This window comes from Psychrobacter halodurans (assembly GCF_017498075.1).
Taxonomy (GTDB): domain Bacteria; phylum Pseudomonadota; class Gammaproteobacteria; order Pseudomonadales; family Moraxellaceae; genus Psychrobacter; species Psychrobacter celer.
The window spans coordinates 1-20,696 of the sequence record NZ_JAGBKN010000012.1; the positions used below are offsets into that span (position 1 = coordinate 1).

16 protein-coding genes are annotated in these 20,696 nt (G+C 48.4%); 7 read left to right on the forward strand and 9 right to left on the reverse strand.

Going from position 1 to position 20,696, the window contains the following annotated elements; translation table 11 throughout:
• Positions 1 to 294: 294 nt before the first annotated feature.
• Entirely contained in the window at positions 295 to 720 is a 426-nt protein-coding gene (msrB, locus tag J3491_RS06890; protein WP_100749890.1) for a peptide-methionine (R)-S-oxide reductase MsrB, read from the reverse strand.
• A 534-nt stretch (positions 721 to 1,254) separates the two neighbouring features.
• On the opposite strand from msrB, the gene J3491_RS06895 reads away from it, so the two are divergent.
• On the forward strand, positions 1,255 to 2,898 hold the full coding sequence (locus J3491_RS06895) for an aminotransferase class I/II-fold pyridoxal phosphate-dependent enzyme (protein ID WP_207969633.1): 1,644 nt from the start codon (positions 1,255 to 1,257) through the stop codon (positions 2,896 to 2,898).
• Between the two features lie 170 nt (positions 2,899 to 3,068).
• Here J3491_RS06895 and J3491_RS06900 read toward each other — a convergent pair whose 3' ends face one another.
• Both J3491_RS06900 and J3491_RS06905 read right to left on the reverse strand, forming a co-directional pair.
• On the reverse strand, positions 3,069 to 4,676 hold the full coding sequence (locus J3491_RS06900) for an inorganic phosphate transporter (protein WP_075100670.1): 1,608 nt from the start codon (positions 4,674 to 4,676) through the stop codon (positions 3,069 to 3,071).
• 434 nt (positions 4,677 to 5,110) lie between these two features.
• The gene (locus J3491_RS06905; protein ID WP_207969634.1) at positions 5,111 to 6,754 is read right to left on the reverse strand and encodes an ATPase; all 1,644 of its coding nucleotides are present in this window, start codon (positions 6,752 to 6,754) and stop codon (positions 5,111 to 5,113) included.
• Between the two features lie 546 nt (positions 6,755 to 7,300).
• On the opposite strand from J3491_RS06905, the gene J3491_RS06910 reads away from it, so the two are divergent.
• The 5 genes from J3491_RS06910 (at position 7,301) to J3491_RS06930 (ending at position 13,497) form a co-directional block, all read left to right on the forward strand.
• The gene (locus J3491_RS06910; RefSeq protein WP_198336594.1) at positions 7,301 to 8,014 is read left to right on the forward strand and encodes a DUF8198 family protein; all 714 of its coding nucleotides are present in this window, start codon (positions 7,301 to 7,303) and stop codon (positions 8,012 to 8,014) included.
• A 74-nt stretch (positions 8,015 to 8,088) separates the two neighbouring features.
• On the forward strand, positions 8,089 to 9,171 hold the full coding sequence (gene ubiE, locus J3491_RS06915) for a bifunctional demethylmenaquinone methyltransferase/2-methoxy-6-polyprenyl-1,4-benzoquinol methylase UbiE (RefSeq protein WP_243456207.1): 1,083 nt from the start codon (positions 8,089 to 8,091) through the stop codon (positions 9,169 to 9,171).
• A gap of 171 nt (positions 9,172 to 9,342) precedes the next feature.
• Entirely contained in the window at positions 9,343 to 10,047 is a 705-nt protein-coding gene (locus J3491_RS06920; RefSeq protein ID WP_100749894.1) for a ubiquinone biosynthesis accessory factor UbiJ, read from the forward strand.
• Between the two features lie 83 nt (positions 10,048 to 10,130).
• Positions 10,131 to 11,783 carry an ABC1 kinase family protein gene (locus J3491_RS06925; protein WP_207969635.1) on the forward strand — a complete coding sequence of 551 codons (1,653 nt, stop codon included), beginning with the start codon at positions 10,131 to 10,133 and terminating at the stop codon, positions 11,781 to 11,783.
• Between the two features lie 277 nt (positions 11,784 to 12,060).
• A complete protein-coding gene (locus J3491_RS06930; protein ID WP_207969636.1) occupies positions 12,061 to 13,497 on the forward strand; it encodes an FAD-binding oxidoreductase in 1,437 nt (478 codons plus the stop codon).
• A gap of 164 nt (positions 13,498 to 13,661) precedes the next feature.
• Here J3491_RS06930 and ruvB read toward each other — a convergent pair whose 3' ends face one another.
• The 5 genes from ruvB to J3491_RS06955 all read right to left on the reverse strand — a co-directional run bounded on the left by ruvB (position 13,662) and on the right by J3491_RS06955 (position 19,047).
• Positions 13,662 to 14,645, reverse strand: coding sequence for a Holliday junction branch migration DNA helicase RuvB (gene ruvB, locus J3491_RS06935; protein ID WP_075100664.1), 984 nt, complete (start codon positions 14,643 to 14,645; stop codon positions 13,662 to 13,664).
• A 175-nt stretch (positions 14,646 to 14,820) separates the two neighbouring features.
• Positions 14,821 to 15,441 carry a Holliday junction branch migration protein RuvA gene (gene ruvA, locus J3491_RS06940; protein WP_075100770.1) on the reverse strand — a complete coding sequence of 207 codons (621 nt, stop codon included), beginning with the start codon at positions 15,439 to 15,441 and terminating at the stop codon, positions 14,821 to 14,823.
• A gap of 199 nt (positions 15,442 to 15,640) precedes the next feature.
• Positions 15,641 to 16,678, reverse strand: coding sequence for a class II fructose-bisphosphate aldolase (gene fba, locus J3491_RS06945; RefSeq protein ID WP_075100769.1), 1,038 nt, complete (start codon positions 16,676 to 16,678; stop codon positions 15,641 to 15,643).
• Between the two features lie 522 nt (positions 16,679 to 17,200).
• Positions 17,201 to 17,587 carry a hypothetical protein gene (locus J3491_RS06950; protein WP_075100663.1) on the reverse strand — a complete coding sequence of 129 codons (387 nt, stop codon included), beginning with the start codon at positions 17,585 to 17,587 and terminating at the stop codon, positions 17,201 to 17,203.
• A gap of 257 nt (positions 17,588 to 17,844) precedes the next feature.
• The gene (locus tag J3491_RS06955) at positions 17,845 to 19,047 is read right to left on the reverse strand and encodes a phosphoglycerate kinase (protein WP_207969637.1); all 1,203 of its coding nucleotides are present in this window, start codon (positions 19,045 to 19,047) and stop codon (positions 17,845 to 17,847) included.
• Positions 19,048 to 19,505: 458 nt separating this feature from the next.
• Between J3491_RS06955 and J3491_RS06960 the strand changes: the two genes are divergently transcribed.
• A complete protein-coding gene (locus J3491_RS06960) occupies positions 19,506 to 19,835 on the forward strand; it encodes a TraR/DksA C4-type zinc finger protein (RefSeq protein WP_207969638.1) in 330 nt (109 codons plus the stop codon).
• 114 nt (positions 19,836 to 19,949) lie between these two features.
• Here the strand turns inward: J3491_RS06960 and J3491_RS06965 are convergent, their stop codons facing one another.
• Complete coding sequence (locus J3491_RS06965; RefSeq protein ID WP_207969639.1) at positions 19,950 to 20,630, reverse strand: thiamine phosphate synthase; 681 nt, start codon at positions 20,628 to 20,630, stop codon at positions 19,950 to 19,952.
• Positions 20,631 to 20,696: the final 66 nt, after the last annotated feature.

Sequence of the window (20,696 nt, forward strand, 5' to 3'; positions counted from 1 at the left end):
GATACAGTGGGACTGGGATAAATTTTACGCAGCCTCTGTCGGCGCAGGCACAGCACGCAAGGAAAATTTATACCAGTTCCACGTTGACATATAATATATCTGTTTTATTGAGAATCGACTATATCTATGAAAAACCTGACCTTTATACTGCGGACACAACCCCTCTAGCCCTTCAAACTGCGGGGTAAATCGGCACTTGCTGGCCGCATTGACGACCAGCAAGACTTTTTTATAATCAAAAAAATGCGTGCGCGATGCCATTCATACGCTCTGCGGTAAAATCATACAAGCAGGTTACTTTGCAGATTTATCCAAATCAATAGAGACCGAGTTGATACAGTAGCGCATACCTGTCGTCTCACGCGGTCCATCAGGGAACACATGACCCAAGTGCGCGCCGCAGTTACTACAGGTCACCTCGGTACGGCGCATACCTAATGAGTTGTCTTCATGCTCATCGATAGCGGCATTGTCGATACCTTGATCAAAGCTTGGCCAGCCGCAGCCTGCATCAAACTTATTGTCAGCATCGAATAGCTTTGCACCGCAGCCTTTACAGCGGTAGATACCTTCGTCATTGACATCATTATAGACGCCAGTAAACGGACGCTCCGTGCCTTTTTCGCGCATCACATGATACTCTTCGCTACTCAAACGCTCGCGCCAGTCAGCGTCGGTCAATTGACTGATTTCTTCTTTGCTAAGTTGGTTGTCTTGCATGGTTTATCCTTATTTATCGGTTTTGTCTGATTTTTTGTGGTTAATCGCTATAACATTATCTCGCTACAACATCATCTCGCTATAAAACTACCGAAATACAGAGCCAGTTAAGCCCATGATAATAACAACGATGCTGTGTATTTGTTGATACAACCAGCATTATTCAAGGTGTCTACTACAACAATATCATTCTACCTCTCAAGTCTGATGAGCACTGTAATAAAAATGATAAGAAAGCAGCGCTTCTCCCTTTGGCAATTTATGAGCGTCTTATATAGTCAAATTGGTTAGGCGAATTGGTCATGCTTTAAAAACCGGATAGCTTGGCAAAAGCTACAGATATACTCAGGGCACCGCTTAAAGATATATTTTGCAAGTTATTCTTGCATTGTAAAATAAGCCAATAGATACGGCTTGCATTGATAGATAAAATGCAATAATATCTTGCATTGGCGTTAAACATTTATGCGCCGCAATCACAGATTTATTGATGCGTAAGACTCGCACTACCACATATATATAGGCTTAAATGTAATGGCTGATAACAATAAAAAGAGCACTCAGGCTGAGCGACTGGTGCAGCTGCGCCGTGATAAAGGGCTGACCGCCGAGCAGCTAGCCCAAGCGATGACTGCCGCTGGCGCTAAGGTCAGTCGCGGCGCTATCTCTAACTGGGAGCGTGGCACCAACGGTATCGTCTCATCCAAGCTGCCGACATTGGCACGTATTTTGGGCTGTAGCGAAGGGTATTTGCTGCGCGGTGAGAGTGCAGCCGATACAGAGCTGCCCCGCCCTAACAGCGCCCCTGAGCTAGCGATAGCTCAATCCGGTGGCCAATATCGCGTGTTAGACGAGCATATCAGTCAATCCCAAAAACCAATCAGCCAAGCTGATGCAGCCATGACACAAGCTCCTTCACCAACCAACCAGACAAGCGATCCCTTTATGAATACAATAAAAAAGTCTGACAAATTACAAAACGTCTGCTACGACATTCGTGGCCCCCTACTTCAGACTGCCAATAAAATGGAAGCAGAAGGCAAACGTATTTTGAAGCTCAACGTTGGCAACCCTGCGCCCTTCGGTTTAGAGGCTCCGCATGAGATTTTGCGCGACGTATCAATGAACCTGCCAGAGGCGACTGGTTACTCAGACTCGCAAGGGATTTTTTCGGCGCGAAAGGCCGTGCTGCACTATTATCAATCAAAGGGGCTGCTCTCTGCCGTCGATGTGCGCGACGTCTATCTGGGCAACGGCGTGTCTGAGCTGATTGTGATGACCATGCAGGCGCTGATGAATGATGGAGATGAAGTACTGATTCCGATGCCAGACTATCCACTGTGGACGGCCGCGGCAAATCTGGCTGGTGGCACCGCTGTCCATTATCGCTGTAATGAAGACGATAACTGGCACCCAGATATCGAAGACATCAAATCTAAAATCACGCCCAAAACCAAAGGCATCGTCGTGATCAACCCCAACAACCCCACAGGGGCGCTCTACAGCGACGAGCTGCTACGACAGATTATTGAAGTGGCCAAAGCGCATAATCTGATCATCATGGCTGATGAGATTTATGATCGTATTCTGTATGATGATACCGTGCATACACCGATGAGCACCTTGACGGATGACGTGCTGGTACTCTCCTATAATGGTCTCTCAAAGTCGCACCGTATCGCAGGCTTTCGTGCCGGCTGGATGCTGGTTTCAGGGCAAAAGCAGCACGCCGCCGACTTTATCGAAGGCTTAGATATGCTGGCGTCCATGCGTTTGTGCTCCAACGTCCAAGGCCAGTACGCGATTCAAACGGCGATGGGCGGCTACCAGAGCATGAAAGAGCTGACCTCAAAGACGGGGCGCTTGTATAAGCAGCGTGAAATGGCCGTCACTCGCCTCAACGCCATTAAAGGTATTTCTTGCACCATGCCGCAGGGCGCGTTTTATTGTTTTCCCAAAATGGACCCTGAGGTTTACCCTATCGAAGACGACATGGCCTTTATGATGGATCTACTGGTAGAAGAAAATGTCCTGATGGTACAAGGCACCGGGTTTAACTGGGACAAACCTGACCACTTCCGCTTGGTGTTTTTGCCCAATATCCATGATCTAGAAAACGCCATGGATCGCTTGGATCGCTTTTTCGCCAAAAAGCGTCAGCAGTTTGGTACGGATTAGTCCCATCCACTGTCTGTGACTGAGCGCTAAGATAGGATAGGTTCTACATTTATAAAAAAACGCTTATCGGCATTAGGCTGATAAGCGTTTTTTATGAGAGTGTGCTCGTGTACAACACTGGCCACCTATCTGCAAGCGTATCTTTGCATGATGGTTGCCGCTTTTGTTGGTTAAAAGATATTTTTTAGAACCACATAGCTTATCGCAGACATCGTAGCGGCAGCTGGCAAAGTGACAACCCACGCCAGACCAATTGGCTTCATCAGCGCCCAGTTGGTGTCTCTGTTGACAATACCAATCCCCAATACCGCACCGACCAACGTATGCGTACTCGATACTGGCAAGCCCATGGTCGAGGCACCCATCACGACGGCAGCGGCGGCCAACTCTGCTGAAAAGCCAGAAGCGGGATGCATTTTTGCCAAATTGGTACCGACAGTTTGAATAACTTCTTTACCAATAAACCAAAGACCGACGATCAGCGCCACCCCAAACGTCAACATCACCGCTGGTGGCACTGCCGCTTGTGAGGCAATCTCATTGGTGCGGATGACATCCATAATGGCCGCAAACGGGCCGACGGCGTTGGCAATGTCGTTTGAGCCATGACTAAAGGCAAAAGCGGAGGCCGTAAATACTTGCATCCAGCTAAACATAATAAAGGTCGCTTTGGTCAAATCCTCTTTATGTTTACCGCGGATACTTTTGGTGTAGATAAAGGTGGCCAACCAGACCAAGGCAGCAATCATACCCATGATCAAAAAACCTTGTAGCGTCGTCAGGCTATTATTGACGTTTTTAAGACCTTTAAACACCACCAAAGACGTCATAATCGCGCCGCCAAGCGCAGCAATCATCGGCACCCATTGCTTGAGTGCTTTTAGCGTATCTAGACTGCTACGCTCATTTTCGATCTCATACAGCTTTTTGTAATAGTCCGTTTCTAAATCTTCGACGACACAATCATCATCTTTGTAGATTTCTTGATCGCGCAGCATCGCTGAGGTATAAGCCAGCTGCTCCGACTCGGTCAGACGCTCCAGATACTCTTTATGATTTTGTTTTAAGACTTTTTTACTGGCTTTTAATTCACCAATATGAGCCTCGGTTCTATCGTTATACTCGATGATGTTTTTCTTGATTTGACCGTACAATATATAGGCCAAGATACCACCCAATAGAGGCGATAACACCCATGAGATGGCAATGGTGCCAACCGTGCCCCAATCGACTGTCGAGAGTGCCGTCGCGCTGCCACCCAAATCAAAGCCCAACACGATAGAGCTACCAACCACCCCGCCGATGATAGAGTGCGTGGTCGATACTGGCAGGCCTTTGCGCGTGGCAAACAACAGCCAGAATGCGGCCGCAACCAGAGCTGAGAGCATGACGTAAATAAACTGGTTGGGCGTGACGGTCAGACCATCTAAGTCTACGATGCCTTTGCGGATGGTATCTGTCACTTCCCCGCCTGCCAGCACTGCGCCGGATACTTCAAATATCGCGGCGACCCCGAGCGCTTGCGGGATAGTCAACGTCCCTGCGCCCACCGAGGTGCCAAAGGAGTTGGCAACATCGTTACCACCGATATTAAATGCCATAAAGACACCAAAAGCGGTGGCGACAATAAATAGCGTCGTTTGTTGACGCATTGTGTAATCTAGACCCCACCATAAAAAGTAGGCGGTCATCGCAATCAGTAAAATGGCAAAAAATAGATTTATTCTCATAGAGCCGACTGATTTGGCGGGCCCTGTAGAGCTGCTGCTAATACCCATACGTTGATACGTCCTGCGTAAGCTGATTGAAATTATATGCGATTAAAGACAAGCGTGCCGAAGGTAAAACCCTTAATGCAACATGTCACAAAGCCGCAAGGGATATTGCTCAATCGTCTGATTACAGCATCTTGCGGCTTAGATTTTTGTGATGATAATGTTAGTACTTGATAACTGCTAATTATGATAAGCGTTGTCAGAGCTGTGATGGTCGGTGTATTACCAAAGGCACCAATACAGGTCACAAGACTCTATTTGCTACGTTTTGTTGGGTGTAGCAAGAAACGTTACGCGCCTATTATATTCAATATAAGCACATAATGCATGATGATATTACAAGATTTGTAACTGCCTATAGTTTTGTAACTGCTCATGGTTAGGGCAGATGATACCGTGTTTACCTACGCCATTATACGCTTATTTACGCCATACGCCTATAGCGACGATAGTTGTTCGATGGCATGATCCAAGACTTGCAGGCGCGCTTGGCGCTTTTCGTTGGTGGCAATGATGCACCATGGCGCCTTGTCTGTGTCTGTCCGTGCCAGCATATCAGCGGCCGCCTGTACATACCTCTCCCACTTATCGCGATTGCGCCAATCATCCTCCGTCAGCTTATACTGCTTGTGCGGTGTCTGCCGGCGTGCCTCAAAGCGCTGTAGCTGCTCTTTTTTGTCGATGGCCAGCCAGTATTTTATCACCAGCGTGCCTGCATCAGCTAAGTCGGCCTCAAAACGGTTGATTTCATCATAGGCACGCTGCCATGCCGCCGCGTCAGCAAAGCCTTCGATACGCTCAACCAACACTCGCCCGTACCAAGTCCGGTCAAAGATAGCAATACGACTGATGCGGTCAGTGTGCTCGTTGGGCAGTTTATGCCAAAAGCGCCACAAATAAGGATGCTGCAGCTCATGAAGCATCGGTGCCCCGATATTATAGATCTGATACTCGCGCGGATCGAGCGGCGCTACTAGCCTTTTGATCGCCCCGCCCTTGCCAGCGGCATCTATGCCTTCAAAAGCAAAGACGACATGCCGACCGTTGCGCGCACGCAGTAGCGCAGCCAAACGCGCTTGCTTGGCCGCCAGCGCCTCTTTATAGTCAGACTTGTCTATTTTTGTGCTAGTGATATCTTGTAGCTGATTGGGAATGGCGACTGGCACGAAGGTGCTTGGATGAGACTTGGCCTTAGTATCATCCCTCGTCTTGCTACTTGCCAGCGCTTCTTGCATGGCGTGCAGCACCTCATGACAAAAATGATCGGCGGCAGCAGACTTGTCCTCCCCATCGATGATGACCCAGTCTGGTTGTTGTCTAAGCAGCGCGGTGGCCACCTCATTGAAGGTATCGACTACTTGTCTGTCGTGCCAGTCCATTTGATACAAAAACTGTGGGTCTGCTGTTTTGTCCGTCAGGCGTTTTTGCAACGTATCGACATCGACATGAAACCAGCATTTAAGCAGTCGCGTTTGGTTGGCCGCCAAATCCTGCTCAAAGGCAGTTAGTTTCGCCAGCTGCTGCTGTAGATAGTCTTGCCACTTGGTGGTCATACGAGACATCAAAGATGATGGCTCATCGTTTTGTCTGTTTTGACTCTTTGTCCCAGCGACTATTTCGGCAGTGTCTTTTGCGCGGGTCATACGCATGACGTCGTACAGCAGGTCAGCATACCAATTCCCAAAATACACCATCACGTCACCGTGACGTGGTAGCACTTTGGTATGCGTTTGCCAAATCGGCTGATAATCCAGTGGGCAATCGCCAACGGTCGCCTCGACCTTTAGTAGCCGCGGATCTACCCAGCCTCTTAACTGCTTGACTGCGGTGCCTTTACCCGCTTGCTCCATCCCGTTGACCAGTACCAGCAGTCCTGTGGCTTTGTCATGGGTAGGCGGGCTTTGTTGCCGCGTTGCCCGCAGGGCGTATTGCGCCGTGACCAATGCCAGTCGCAGGGCATCTTTGTCCATAGAAAACTGGCTGAGCGGATTGGGTTTGAGACGCTGACTGATGACTTGTTTATCAGATGGCGCGCGGCCAGCTTGTGCACTTTTCTCTGCGGCATGGTTGTTTTTTGACATCGCATCCTCCGTCCTAGTTGGCTTTTTATAAGCTCATCAAATGCTGATTCCTTGCATCAATCTTGCAAAATCTTGAGCCATTTTTATACTAGCATTCAGTCAATAGACTAAATAACGTTGCTGTGTAACCATTTGGGTAACAGTTTGGCATTTGTATTCTGTTTTGTTTTCTTTTAAGGTGAACACTTTTTACGATACGTCCGTTTGCTACAGGTTGTCATTTAGAGATACGTAAGATATAGCTGCGTCTAAATAAATCAGATACATGGCTATTCAGATACATGGCTATAAAGCCGCTTCATAACAAGTTGCACGTTGATATGAGCGTATCGATTTTATAGCGAATTGACCGTACTGCATCTTGACCTTGTCTTTCTGACATTGTCGTTATAATGACGGTATTTTTATACGGTTTTTAAAATATTTATAGCGTTTTAAAAATTATTTTGCGCACAAAACCATTAAAATATGTCATTGACAGACAGGTAACACCACGCCATTTATCAGCACTTTGATAATATTATTGATTTTATAGGATTGATTGCCATGGCCGCTTTAGCCAACTTACAACAACACTTGACCCGCTTTTGGGCGCTGCCCTACCATCAAGACGATGCCCTGAACAATAAACTAAAAGACGTACAGTCATGGCAACAAACGCGCATCAAACACACGCACCATGAGCTGTTTTCTCAGCCCAAAAACCAACTGATGGCTGAGTATTTTTTGACCCAGCTATACGGCGGCGATGAGTTTAAGCTACTGGCCAAACAGTTGGAGCGCATTTTACCTAAAGCGCAAAAGCTTGAGCGCTTGGCAAAAGAGTCGGCACTTGAGGCTGGCAGTATGGGCATTCAAGCGGCGATTTTGGCGATTGAGCTGGATTTGCATTTAGCGCAGTGGTTACTGACCCAAGAGTTGCCAGTGACCGAAGACAATATGCTGGCCGCCTATCGTGCTGTCGATGAAGCAGAAGCACGCCGCGTCCAAATCGCCAATCTCAAAGATGTCTGTTATCGCACAGACAAGCATTTAAACTCATTTATGCTCAAAAAAGCCTTTGCTTTAGCCAAAGGCACCGCCTATCGCTATAATTTTCAACCACTGTATGATTTCATTGACACAGGCTTTCAGGCCATGAAACCACTCAAAAGCGTCAGTCATTTTATCGAGCCATTTTGCCAGCAGGAGCTTTTGATTATCGAGCAAGTGCATGCCGCGGATAATGACGGTAAGCCAATGAGGTTTGGTGTATCATAGACTGATAGTGTAGATTGGCTAATACCAACACGCCCTACCAAGAAAATCATAACAATAACGAATAGGACACCATGATGACCGACAGCACAGATAACGCCAACCGCGCCGCTAACACCCACGAGCCATCCAAGCAGGCCGAGCTGCAAGACAGTCTCGTCAAAGAAAGCATCCGTCATAACCAAGACATCACAGCGCAAGCACAAGCGCGGCAGACAGATGCTCAGCGCAGCCAGCACCATGATTTTACCCAAGTCCAAGACTTACCCACCGGAACCCCACAAGGTCAACAAACCACTATGCCTAATACGATCAATGACAGTGCCGACCCTAGCACTGCGCAAGCGCAAACTGCCAAGCAGACGCTATTTAACCAGCGCGATGACATCAACAACCCGCACACGCCTGAAACCGATGGCAATGAGCAAACGCACTTTGGCTATAAGACAGTCAATAAAGCAGAAAAACAAGCACGTGTCGCTGATGTCTTTACTTCTGTTGCCAAAAAATATGACATCATGAATGACCTCATGTCATTTGGTATCCATCGTCTATGGAAGCGTTACGCGATTAGCTTATCAGGCGTGCGTGCCGGTCAGCAGGTGCTCGATATCGCTGGCGGCACCGGCGACTTGGCCAAAGTGTTTAGCCGCGAAGTGGGTCGCAACGGCCATGTGGTACTATCAGACATCAACGCAGCCATGCTAGAGGTCGGCCGCGAGCGCCTGATCAATGCAGGCTGCAATAACGTAGACTTTGTATTGGCCAACGCTGAAACACTGGCACCGTTTGATGATGAAAGCTTTGATTTGGTGACCATCAGCTTCGGTCTACGCAACGTCACAGACAAAGACGCAGCGCTGCGAGCCATGTACCGCGTACTAAAGCCAGGTGGTCGCTTGTTGATTTTGGAGTTCTCAAAGCCCGTTTTTGAGCCACTGTCTAAAGCCTATGATCTGTATTCATTTACAGCGCTACCGATGATGGGCAAGCTGATTGCCAATGATTCTGAAAGTTACCAGTACTTAGCAGAGTCGATTCGTATGCATCCTGATCAGCAGACATTAAAGCAAATGATGCAACAAGCTGGCTTTGAAAACTGTGATTATCACAATCTCACCGCCGGTATCGTCGCGGTACATCGCGGTTTTAAGGCGTAATATTGCTTAGCACTTATTGTTTAGCGTTTAGTAAGTAGTACTTAACGCTGCGTCTTTCATACTGCATGATAGGATAACGATGGTGATTATTGAGCCGCCACACTCTGTAATCGTTGATTATTATAAACTTAGCGCTGTTGTTAGGCGCTTCACCAAACACGCGAGAGCCTTATGCTGACTGTTTTACTTTTGGCTGGTGCCGAAAAGCTGATTAACCTTGCTATCGCTAGCGATGACATTACCAAAGCAGGATTGGCCCCGCTTGCTGGTAAAGTATTGCGGCTAGAGATGGCCGTGCCTGAGATTCATCTAGACGTGCTGTTTAGCCATGAGCGTTTGCGCTTTGAGCCTGTGACCACGGACAGTGTGTTTGAGCCAAGTGGTACTATGGATGAGCGGCAAAAAGCCAGTAGGCAGCGCGCGCGTATCGGTCACAGCCGACCAGATTGTACCATCACAGTCGACAATCCTGCCCAACTACTCAACCTGATGCGCGGCACCGAAGGCAACCTGCCTATCGCAGGCGACTATAAGGTACTCATGCAGCTAAAGCAGCTGGTCGCAGGGTTTGACCCTGACGTGGCAGGGCAGCTGGAGCCTTTCATCGGCAAGCCCATGGCCAGCCAATTACACCTGCTCATCTCTCAGCTAAAAAGCAGCTGGCGACATAGTGCCAAACGCGCATTTGATGATGTCAGCGATTGGGCCAATGATGTGGCAGGCAATGCTGCACCTGACCCCGCTGAGGTGGCAGAAGTTAATGATCTCAGGCAGCAGCTCCTCAAGCTACGTGCTGATGTGGCGCGCGAAGAAGCGAGACTTGCGGCCATCAAAGAAGAGCAATCACGTTTTCTTAACAACTCGTTTCATCAGTAACTGGTCTGGGGCGTGTTGAATATTTAACAAACCCTAAGCACCGCGCTACCCTATTTTTGAATTTTTTAGAGTGCTTATTTCTCATGCTACTATCTCACCGCGCCCGTTTATTTGAGCTTTGGCGTATCGCCGCCACTTATCGTATCGATACGCACCTGTCTTTAGAAGAGATGCCGCAGCTACAGCCTATCGCGCGCTTGATTCGTCTACACCCTGCCGCGTGGGGCAAAAAACATCAGCCCAACGCCATCAAGTACGCCCTAGAAGACATGGGCACGCTGTTTTTAAAACTTGGCCAGCTACTCTCTACGCGCCGTGATCTGGTGCCACCCGAGATCATCGAGCAGTTGGTGCAGCTACAAGATAAAGTCAAACCCTTCGACGCTGACGTTGCCATTGCTCAGATTCAGCACCCAAAACACGGCCTCGGTCAACCGATCAACACATTGTTTGCCCGCTTTGATGTCAAGCCACTAGCGGCGGCATCTATCGCCCAAGTACACACCGCGGCCTTGCATGATGGTCGTGAAGTGGTGGTAAAGGTGGTGCGGCCTGATATTCGCGCCACCATCGTCTCTGACTTTGAACTACTGCGCGAGCTGGCCGGCTGGGCATCAGCGCGTATCGAAGCGGCGCGCGCGGTACATATCATCGATATCGTCGAAGACTACCGCCAAGTGATGCTCAATGAGCTGGACTTGACCTTGGAGGCGGACAATACCACGCAGATGCGTAATAATTTCTTAGGCTCGGCACTCATGTATGTGCCTGAAGTTTATGATGCCGCCAAAAACGTCATGGTCATGGAGCGCATCCAAGGCGTTCCTATCTCGCAGGTCGAGGTATTTGATAAGCTGGGTTATGACCGTGCGACACTGGCAGAAAAAGGCTTAACGATATTTTTTACCCAAGTATTTCGCGATAACTTTTTTCATGCCGATATGCATCCGGGTAATGTCTTCGTTGAGACGCCACCTGTCAAAGATTTATACAATGATACGGCAAAGCTTGGGCATGAGCCGCGCTATATCGGCCTTGATTGTGCCATCATGGGTACACTGTCAAGAGATGATCAACTGGTGGTGGCGCGGATGCTGCTGGCGGTGATGAATAACAACTTCACGGCCGTGGTAGATATTGTCAGCCGTGCAGGCTGGATACCACCTAACGCCGACAAGCATGCACTCATGCGTGACATGAAACGCACCGTCGGTCCGATGCTACAAAAATCCATTAATGACATCGATTTTGCTGGAGTATTGATGCAGATTTTGGATATCGCCCGTCGTCATCATATGAGTATTCCGCCACAGTTAATGCTACTGCTCAAAACCTTGGTACATGTCGAGGGACTGGGGCGCGACCTATATCCTGAGCTTGATATTTGGTCGCTTGCCAAGCCCATCCTTAGCGGCTGGATCAAAGAGCAGCTCGACCCTGTACGCAACTTACAACAGCTGCGCCAACAGTTGCCAGAGCTGTTATTATCGACCACGGATATCCCAAAACTACTCGATCAAGGCTTACAGAGCCTTGCCACTCAAGGGTCGCGGCAAGACAGTCAGCTCAGAGAAATACAGCAAATCCGAGCGGATATGCTCAATGACCGTCGTCGCGACTGGCTGGCACTCTCAGGCTTTGCTATCTTTATTGCGATTGCCACGCAAGTCGGCTGGTTTGCGCCTGTCTTTTATCTATTGGCCATCGTCGTGGTTGTTTGGCGGGTACTGGCCTAATTGTTCTTTTAGCGCTCGTTATGCCATTAGCGTATATTGTTTTAGGGCGTCTCCTCATTTTAAAAATGGCGATAAAAATGAGATAAATTGCCGCCAAATAAGGAAAATATCGCCGTTAATATCGAGATATTCGTCAGCTATTTGACACCGTTTGGCCAGATTTAGCCATTTTTAGCTCATTTGGATAGCTATCGATTAGATTGAGGACACCCCCTAGTCTACATCCAAAAAATAAAAACACATGCTGTCTAACAAATCATATATGTAGGAGTCATCCATGCCTGCCCTATCCGCCTTACCCGCATCCGAGCCGCACGATAGCACTACGCCCGATCACAGTACGGCCATAGCTGCGCTACAGGCACGCTTTGGCAAACAGCTGAGTGTCAATAAAGCGGTACGCGAGCAGCATGGTCATACCATGACATGGCTTGCCAACCAGCCACCCGATGCGGTGTTGACCGTGCAGGATAAACATGAGGTCGCCGCGGCTGTCGAGATTTGCAACCAGTATCAGATGCCAGTGATTGCTTTTGGTATAGGCTCATCCTTAGAAGGTCAGCTAAACGCGCCTTTTGGCGGGCTATGTATCGATATGCATGCTATGGATGCAATCTTACAAGTCAATAATGAAGATCTGACCGTGACCGTACAGCCTGGCGTCACACGTGAGCAGCTCAATCACTACCTGCGCGATACGGGGCTGTTTTTTCCGATAGACCCAGGCGCTAATGCCAGTATCGGTGGCATGGTGGCCACTCGCGCCTCTGGCACCAACGCTGTGCGCTACGGCACCATGAAAGATGTGGTGCTCGCTCTAGAAGTCGTGACCGCCAACGGGGAGATCGTACGTACAGGCACACGCGCCAAAAAGTCGGCCGCTGGATACGATCTAACACGGCTTATGATCGGCTCAGAAGGGACGCTAGGCATTGTCACCGAAGTCACGCTCAAGCTGTTTGGTATTAGCGAATGTATTGCTAGTGGCATCTGCCACTTCCCAACGATTGAGGACGCTTGTCAGGCGGTGATGCTTACCATCCAGATGTGCTTGCCAGTTGCCCGTATTGAGCTACTCGATGCCATGCAAATCAAAGCCTGTAATCAATATGCCAATCTAGACCTGACTGAGACGCCAACTTTGTTTGTGGAGTTTCATGGCACGGACGCGGGCGTGGCTGAGCAAGCAACAATCTTTACTGACATCATCGAAGAGTTTGGCGGTAGCGATTTTGCGTGGGACACAGACGAGGCCGAACGTAAGCGTCTGTGGCAAGCGCGGCACAATGCCTATCATGCCAGCTCTGCCCTACGGCCTGAAGCCAGCGCCTTATCGACCGATGCTTGTGTGCCTATTTCGCGCTTGGCAGAGTGCGTCAGCGCCACGGCAAAAGACATCGAGGCATCAGGAATGATTGGCCCTATCGTCGGACATGTGGGTGATGGCAACTTTCATGTTTTATTATTGGTCGATACCGATAACCCTGAGGAAATCGCTACTGCCGATGGCATCATTAGCCGCCTGGCCATGCGCGCCATCGAGATGGATGGTACGTGTACAGGTGAGCATGGTATTGGTCAAGGCAAGCAAAAATACATGCAACAAGAGCATGGTAATGCCTTAGTATTGATGCAAGCCATCAAATCAGCGCTCGACCCCAACAACATCCTTAATCCTGGAAAAATATGGCCAAAAACCATGGTCGCAGATTAACAGCCTACGCCGACCTATAGGCTATCCGATATGACAATTTTTCATTGAATGACTTGATAGCGACGTCTCTGATTTAAATAAAAAAGCGCCACCTTTTAATCAACCAAAAGGCGGCGCTTTTTGTATAAAGGTGTTTTGGCCAGTTTTATATCATCTCATCTGGCCTATAACATCTGGTCAATGGCCATCTGCGTCAATACGCGGCCACGAGCCGTACGTAAAACGTAACCTTGCTGAATCAAATACGGCTCGATGACATCCTCAAGCGTGCCGCGATCCTCTGCCATTGCCGCCGCTACCGCCTCAACCCCTGCCGGCCCTCCATCAAAGCGCTCTTGCAATATCTCGATATAGCGTCTGTCCAAATGGTCAAGACCGCGCCTATCGACCGCCAGCATATCCAGCGCACTGCCTGCTATCGCGCCATTGATACGGCCATCGCCTTTGACCTCGGCATAATCACGTACACGGCGCAACAAACGGTTGGCAATCCTTGGGGTGCCGCGTGCACGGCGCGCAATCTCGACCGCACCGTCTTCACTCATCGGCACGCGCATCAAGCGCGCCGCTCGTGTCACAATGGTAGTCAGATCTGCGATATTATAAAACTCTAACCGCTGAACGATACCAAAACGATCTCGCAGAGGTGAAGTCAAAAGCCCCGCGCGCGTGGTCGCTGCTACCAGCGTAAATGGCGGCAAGTCCAGCTTGATAGAGCGTGCTGCAGGCCCTTCACCAATCATAATATCCAGCTGAAAATCTTCCATCGCAGGATAGAGTATCTCTTCGATGACGGAGCTTAACCGATGAATCTCATCGATAAATAACACATCACCTTCCTCTAGATTGGTCAACATAGCAGCCAAGTCACCAGGTCGCTCAAGGACAGGCCCCGAGGTTGAACGCAGGTTACCACCCAGCTCGCGCGCGATGATATTGGCCAGAGTCGTCTTACCTAGCCCTGGTGGCCCAAAGATAAGCGTATGATCCAACGCTTCATCACGGCCGCGCGCCGCTCCGATAAATACTTCCATCTGCTCACGCACGACAGGCTGGCCAATGTACTCTGCCAGTAGTGCTGGGCGAATATTTGCGTCAGGCGCATCACCGGCGCCCTCTAGCGGATTAATTAAACGATCTTGCGTCATAGTTTTTTCATTATATTAAAAATGTGAAATCATACAAAACATCATAAAGCACCAGCGCACGAAAGCACAGACGTAAACAAAAATAAGCGACAATCGATGTCGCTTATCTTAAGTCAACTATGCTAGGTCGCTGTCAAGCATATTCGGCATACCCTAATTAATAATAAAAACTGCCTTAAAAGCCTGACAACTGCTGCAAAGTCGCTTTTAGTAAGCTTTGCGTATCAGCAAACGTATCTCCACTACGCTTAGCCGCTTTAATCGCTTGTTGCGCTTCTTTTTCTTTGTAACCTAGGCTGATAAGTGCGCCCTCGACCTCAGCGATGATGCTGCCTTCGTGAGAAGCTGTGGTTACCTGCGTTGGCAGCTCTAACAAATCATTGTCGACTTCGATATTTTTTAGCTTGTCTTTGAGCTCAATTAATAACCGCTGTGCGGTTTTCTTGCCAATCCCTGGGATACGCGTCAGTGCACTCTCTGACTCTTGCTCGACATGCATCTTAAGCTCGGCGGCCGACATAGCAGATAGCATCGCTAACGCCATTTTTGCCCCCACACCATTGATTTTGATAAGCTGACGAAACACTTCGCGCTCTTTGCGATCGATAAACCCATAGAGCAGCTGCGCGTCTTCGCGCACATGCAAATGCGTCCAAATACGAGCCTGCTGATCGAGCTGTAACTGACAAAATGACGGCAATGGTAGCTCGATATCATACCCCACGCCAGATGCGGTCAAAATACATGCCGTTGGTGCCATCAGGTACGCGACCTGCCCTGTAATCAGTCCAATCATCATCCATTACCTATCATTATAAAAAATAAACCGCGCCATACTCTACGCTTAATACTCAATATTTTGGTTTAAAAACGCCTATGCAAAAACGTACACGTAAACCTCTTGCGCTTACACCCAAGCATTTAGAGAAAAAAAGGCGTTTGCATATCGATATGACAAACGCCTTCTTTGATAAGCTCAGCCCTACTTGTCAGGCTTAGTTATAAAAATCAACCATACCTTCAAGACTGATTGGGCGAATCTTGTGCGCTTGACCAGCAGAACCAAAGGCCTCAAAACGGTTGGTACAGATGTCAGACATCGCGACCATAGAGGCTTTGAAATATTTACGTGGATCAAACTCACTTGGGTTTTCTACCAAAAACTGGCGGATAGCGCCTGTGGAAGCCAACCGCAAATCGGTATCGATGTTTACTTTACGCACACCGTGTTTGATGGCCTCGACGATTTGCTCAACTGGCACGCCGTATGTTTCACCGATATCACCGCCATTTTCGTTGATGACTTTGAGCCACTCTTGCGGCACAGAGGACGAGCCATGCATGACCAAATGCGTGTTTGGGATACGGGCATGAATCTCTTTGACGCGCTCGATAGATAGGATATCGCCTGTCGGTGGACGTGTAAACTTATAAGCACCGTGACTGGTACCAATCGCAATGGCGAGTGCATCGACATTGGTATCTTTGACAAACTGCTCGGCTTCGTCCGCACTGGTCAATAGCTGTTCATGGTCCAACACGCCCTCTGCTCCTGAGCCGTCTTCTTCACCCGCCATGCCAGTCTCAAGGCTACCCAAACAGCCAATCTCACCTTCGACAGAAACGCCGCACGCATGCGCCATCTTGACCACTTCGCGTGTGACGCTAGCGTTATAATCGTAATCCATTGGGGTTTTGCCGTCCTCACCCAGTGAGCCGTCCATCATCACCGATGAAAAACCAAGCTGAATAGAGCGTTGGCAAATGGCAGGCGACATGCCATGGTCTTGGTGCATCACTACAGGAATGTGCGGCCACTCTTCTATAGCAGCGATAATCAGATGACGCAAAAACGCCGAGCCTGCATATTTGCGAGCGCCAGCACTGGCTTGGACGATGACCGGTGAGTCGCAGGCGTCGGCCGCCATCATGATTGCACGCATCTGCTCTAAATTATTGACGTTAAAAGCAGGCACCCCGTAATTATGCTCGGCAGCGTGATCTAGAAGTTGACGTAAGGATATTAAGGCCATAAAACGCTCTCTGATTAAAATTTTGGATAGTATGTAAAATAGCTTTTGAAATGATAGCAGCAACATAGCGCTGCCTATATGACTCGCCCAAAGCTGTACACTCAATGAGGTCAAAACTGCCCGTCTGGCAAAACCATTGGCAACTGGCAATAATAGACGCTCATTATCGTGCGCTGATTATAGCAAAAATTGCCTTGTCTTCGTAGCGGTTGCCTGACTATTTATTTTATGACGGATTGACTATAAAGAAATGCTTGTAGCGTTTCGCCATCACCATACAAAAAGCCTTGGCAATCGCCAAGGCTTTTGTAGTATTTTGAGGGCTTATAAAGCAGCTGTTTTATGAGACAACCATTATAGGGCAGTCATAAAAAACTGCTTATTTAGCGAGCTGTACATCAATCTATCAGTAGTCAAACAGTGATAAAAAAGGTTTGAACCGGTCAAACGATGCTTATTTACTAAGCGACTAGTTTTGACAAGCTACTGCTAGTTTTGACAAGCTACTGATTATCGAACCTATTAGTACTGCTGCTCAGCATCAACTGCGACATCATTTGCGCCGTCAGCCACTGCATTTGCGCCATCAGCTACCGCTTCGGCAGTGTTTGCTACTGCTTTGTTGGTACCATCAGCGATTGCATCACCTGTGTTTTCTAGAGCGTCTGTCGCAGCCGCGCCAGCAGTTTCAGCGCTTTCGGCGACTTCAGTGCCAGCATTTTGAGCAGCAACTTCTGCTTCTGCAGCAGCAGCTTCTGTCTCTACAGCGGCGGCTTCAGTGTTGGCTGCGACATCATCACCGGCAGACTCAACAGCAGCTTCAGTGTTTTCTTCTGTTTGTTGGCTACACGCAGTGATAGCAAAAGTACCAGCAAGTACGCTAGCAAGTAACAAATGACGTTTTAACATAATAAACCTCTCGTAAATAAAGCATGTCAAAATACATGGTTGCGCTATTTTATAGAGTGCAAATAAGACATGCAATAATAATTTTCAGTGTATAAACAAATAAATACGACTTAATAATAATCGGCGACCATCAATACCGAAGTCTGTCATACAGAACACTATATTGATGGCCATCCTCTTATTTCCACAGCCTACCTTAGATGATTCATCATGGTTGTACATCTAGTGTTACTAACATGCTAAGTAACGTTAAAGGTTTACGCGTCTATTTGCAGGGCAGCAACTGCAGGCAGCACCTTACCTTCGACAAATTCTAAGAAAGCGCCGCCACCTGTAGACATATAACTGACGCCATCCGCCACTTGATATTTATCAATGGCAGCTAGCGTATCACCGCCGCCTGCGATAGAAAACCCAGCACTGTCTTTGACCGCTGCGGCCAATATCTGCGTGCCCTGCCCAAAAGCATCCACTTCAAAAACTCCAACTGGACCATTCCATAAAATGGTCTTGGCATTGATGATAGCCTCAGCCAAGCGCTCAGCGCTTTTTGGCGCGATATCCAATATCATGTCGTTGTCGCCGATAGCATCGACGGACTTAATGGTCGCAGTGGCTTGTTGTAATGAGCCAGTAAAGTCGGCAAAATCAATATCACCTTTATCAGCCACCACCACAAACTCAGGCAATAAAATTTCAGTTTTGCTCATGATGTCACGAGCGCTATCTATCAAATCCGCTTCATACAATGACGCACCAACGCTATGACCTTGCGCCGCCAAAAACGTATTGGCAATACCGCCACCAACGATGATTTGGCTACATACCTCAGCTAAGCTATGCAGCACTTCAAGCTTGGTCGATACCTTTGAGCCACCCACGATAGCCAGCATTGGCTGAGCTGGTGTCTCTAACGCCAAACTTAGCGCATCAAGCTCTGCGGCCAACAACGGCCCTGCGCAGACCTTTTTGCCTGCTTGGCGCATGGCTTGAGTGACACCCTCTGTCGATGCCTGCGCGCGATGCGCGGTACCAAAGGCATCCATCACAAACACATCGCACAAATCTGCGTATTTTTTTGCCAAAGCGGCTTCGTTTTTCTTCTCGCCTTTGTTAAAACGGACGTTTTCTAGTAGTACCACTTCACCCGCTTTGATAGACACGCCTTGAGTCAGATAGTCAGTATCTAAACGCACAGGCGCAGCCAATTTGTCGCTCAGATAGTCAGCGACCGGTGCCAATGAATAAATGGCCTCAGGGCTACCTTCGGTTGGACGCCCAAGATGTGAGCAGACAATCACAGCCGCGCCTTTTTCTAGCGCCATCTTAATGGTAGGTAAGCTTGCTTGTAGGCGCGCATCACTGCTGACTTTGCCATCTTTGATTGGCACGTTTAAGTCTTCTCGAATCAAGACAACCTTCTCCGTTAAGCTCAGCTCACTCATACGCAAAAAATTCATTAACTGCTCCTCTACATCATCTATTGTTAATCTACAGTGGACTGCTCAATAAGTCCTACTACCACATATTTATGGTCAATCCTAAATAAAACTGACACCATGGATACGATGCCGCACTATGCCGCCCGAGTGGTAGCGCTCAGGCCGATCAAAAACACTCTAGTAAGAATTTGTGGCGGTGTATTCTAGCAGTTTTCTACCACGCTCTCCTATCAAAGCATGGATTAAATATTACTCAGCAGACAATCAAACAAAACCGGCTTGACAAACTGATGATAAAAATCGGCATTTTATAAAACCAGTAACATTTCGTGGTGGCACTCATGGATTGCGCTGTTTATGATAAATCTACACTACGATGACCTTAGGCTAGACCAGAATAAACGCAGGCTCTGCCAAACACAGGCGCTAGCCTAACTGTTTAGTGAATAATAACAACAACCTACTAGGAGAAAACCATGAGTATCGATCTAAAAACAGCAAAACAAAACCTATTAAAACTCAAAGAAGAGTACGAAACTCGCATCGACAAAATCGAAGAACATATCCAAAACCCACAGGACGACCTCAACGAGCACTGGGAAGACCAAGCCATCTCCTACCGTCAAAACGACATGCGAAAAAACCTCATGGCTGAGGCGCGCCAAAGTCTAATCTATGTAGAAAACGCGCTAAGCCGTATCGAAAACGGCACTTATGGAGAGTGCGAAGTATGCGGCGAGGCAATCGAAGAGCAGCGCCTAGAAGCCCTTCCCTATGCTACGTTATGTATGCAACACGCCAAATAGCAAATGGCTTTTGACTTATTCTTGTGACTTCTCCTTGTGATTTATTTGGTCTTGTGGCTTATATAGTTAACCTACTTTAGGGCGACTTTATATTGGATTAACTATACTTGGTCATCAGACCTTTACGTCACCGGCAGCGGCATGCCACTTTGCAAACGCTTGCTGCCACTGCTGACAACGAGGCGCTATCTGCGCAACAGGCAAATCCATAATGTCTCCAACGACAGCCACATATTTGATGGGCAGACCTGCCAGCGCGCCGACATTCTCAGCACTTAATCCGCCTATCACGCAGATATCGATGCCTTGCTGGCAGCCTTCTTTTAGCTGCTGGTACGAGATGGTATCGGCTTTGGGCTTGGTCGTAGAAGCAAAAACAGCACCCATGGCCGCATAGTCTGCGCCTTGCTGCTTGGCTTCTTTGACCAGTGCCACTTGTCCATGACACGTACGACCGATAATCTGATCCGGACTTATTTGGCGCTTGGCATCGACCATCTTGCCATCTTGCTGACCTAGGTGTACCCCAACACCGAGCTTGGCCGCCAGCGCACTATCATCATTGATCACGACTGGTACCTGATATCTGCGTGCCAGCTCGACGATTTGCTTGGCTTCTGCCAACAGTGTTGCCGCACCATCTGGCAATGCCGCTGTTTTTTTACGGCGTACTTGCAGCAGACCGACCAGCCCTGTTGCCAGCGCGGCCTCTAGCTTTTGATAGAGTCGCTCAAACTCATCGTCGTTCGTCAGTAAATAAAGCTGAGGTACGACAGCCGATTGCAAGTGATTCATACCACGAGTATCCTTTTTGATATAAAAAAGGCCGTTATACGATATAACAGCCCTTTGAATTATTTT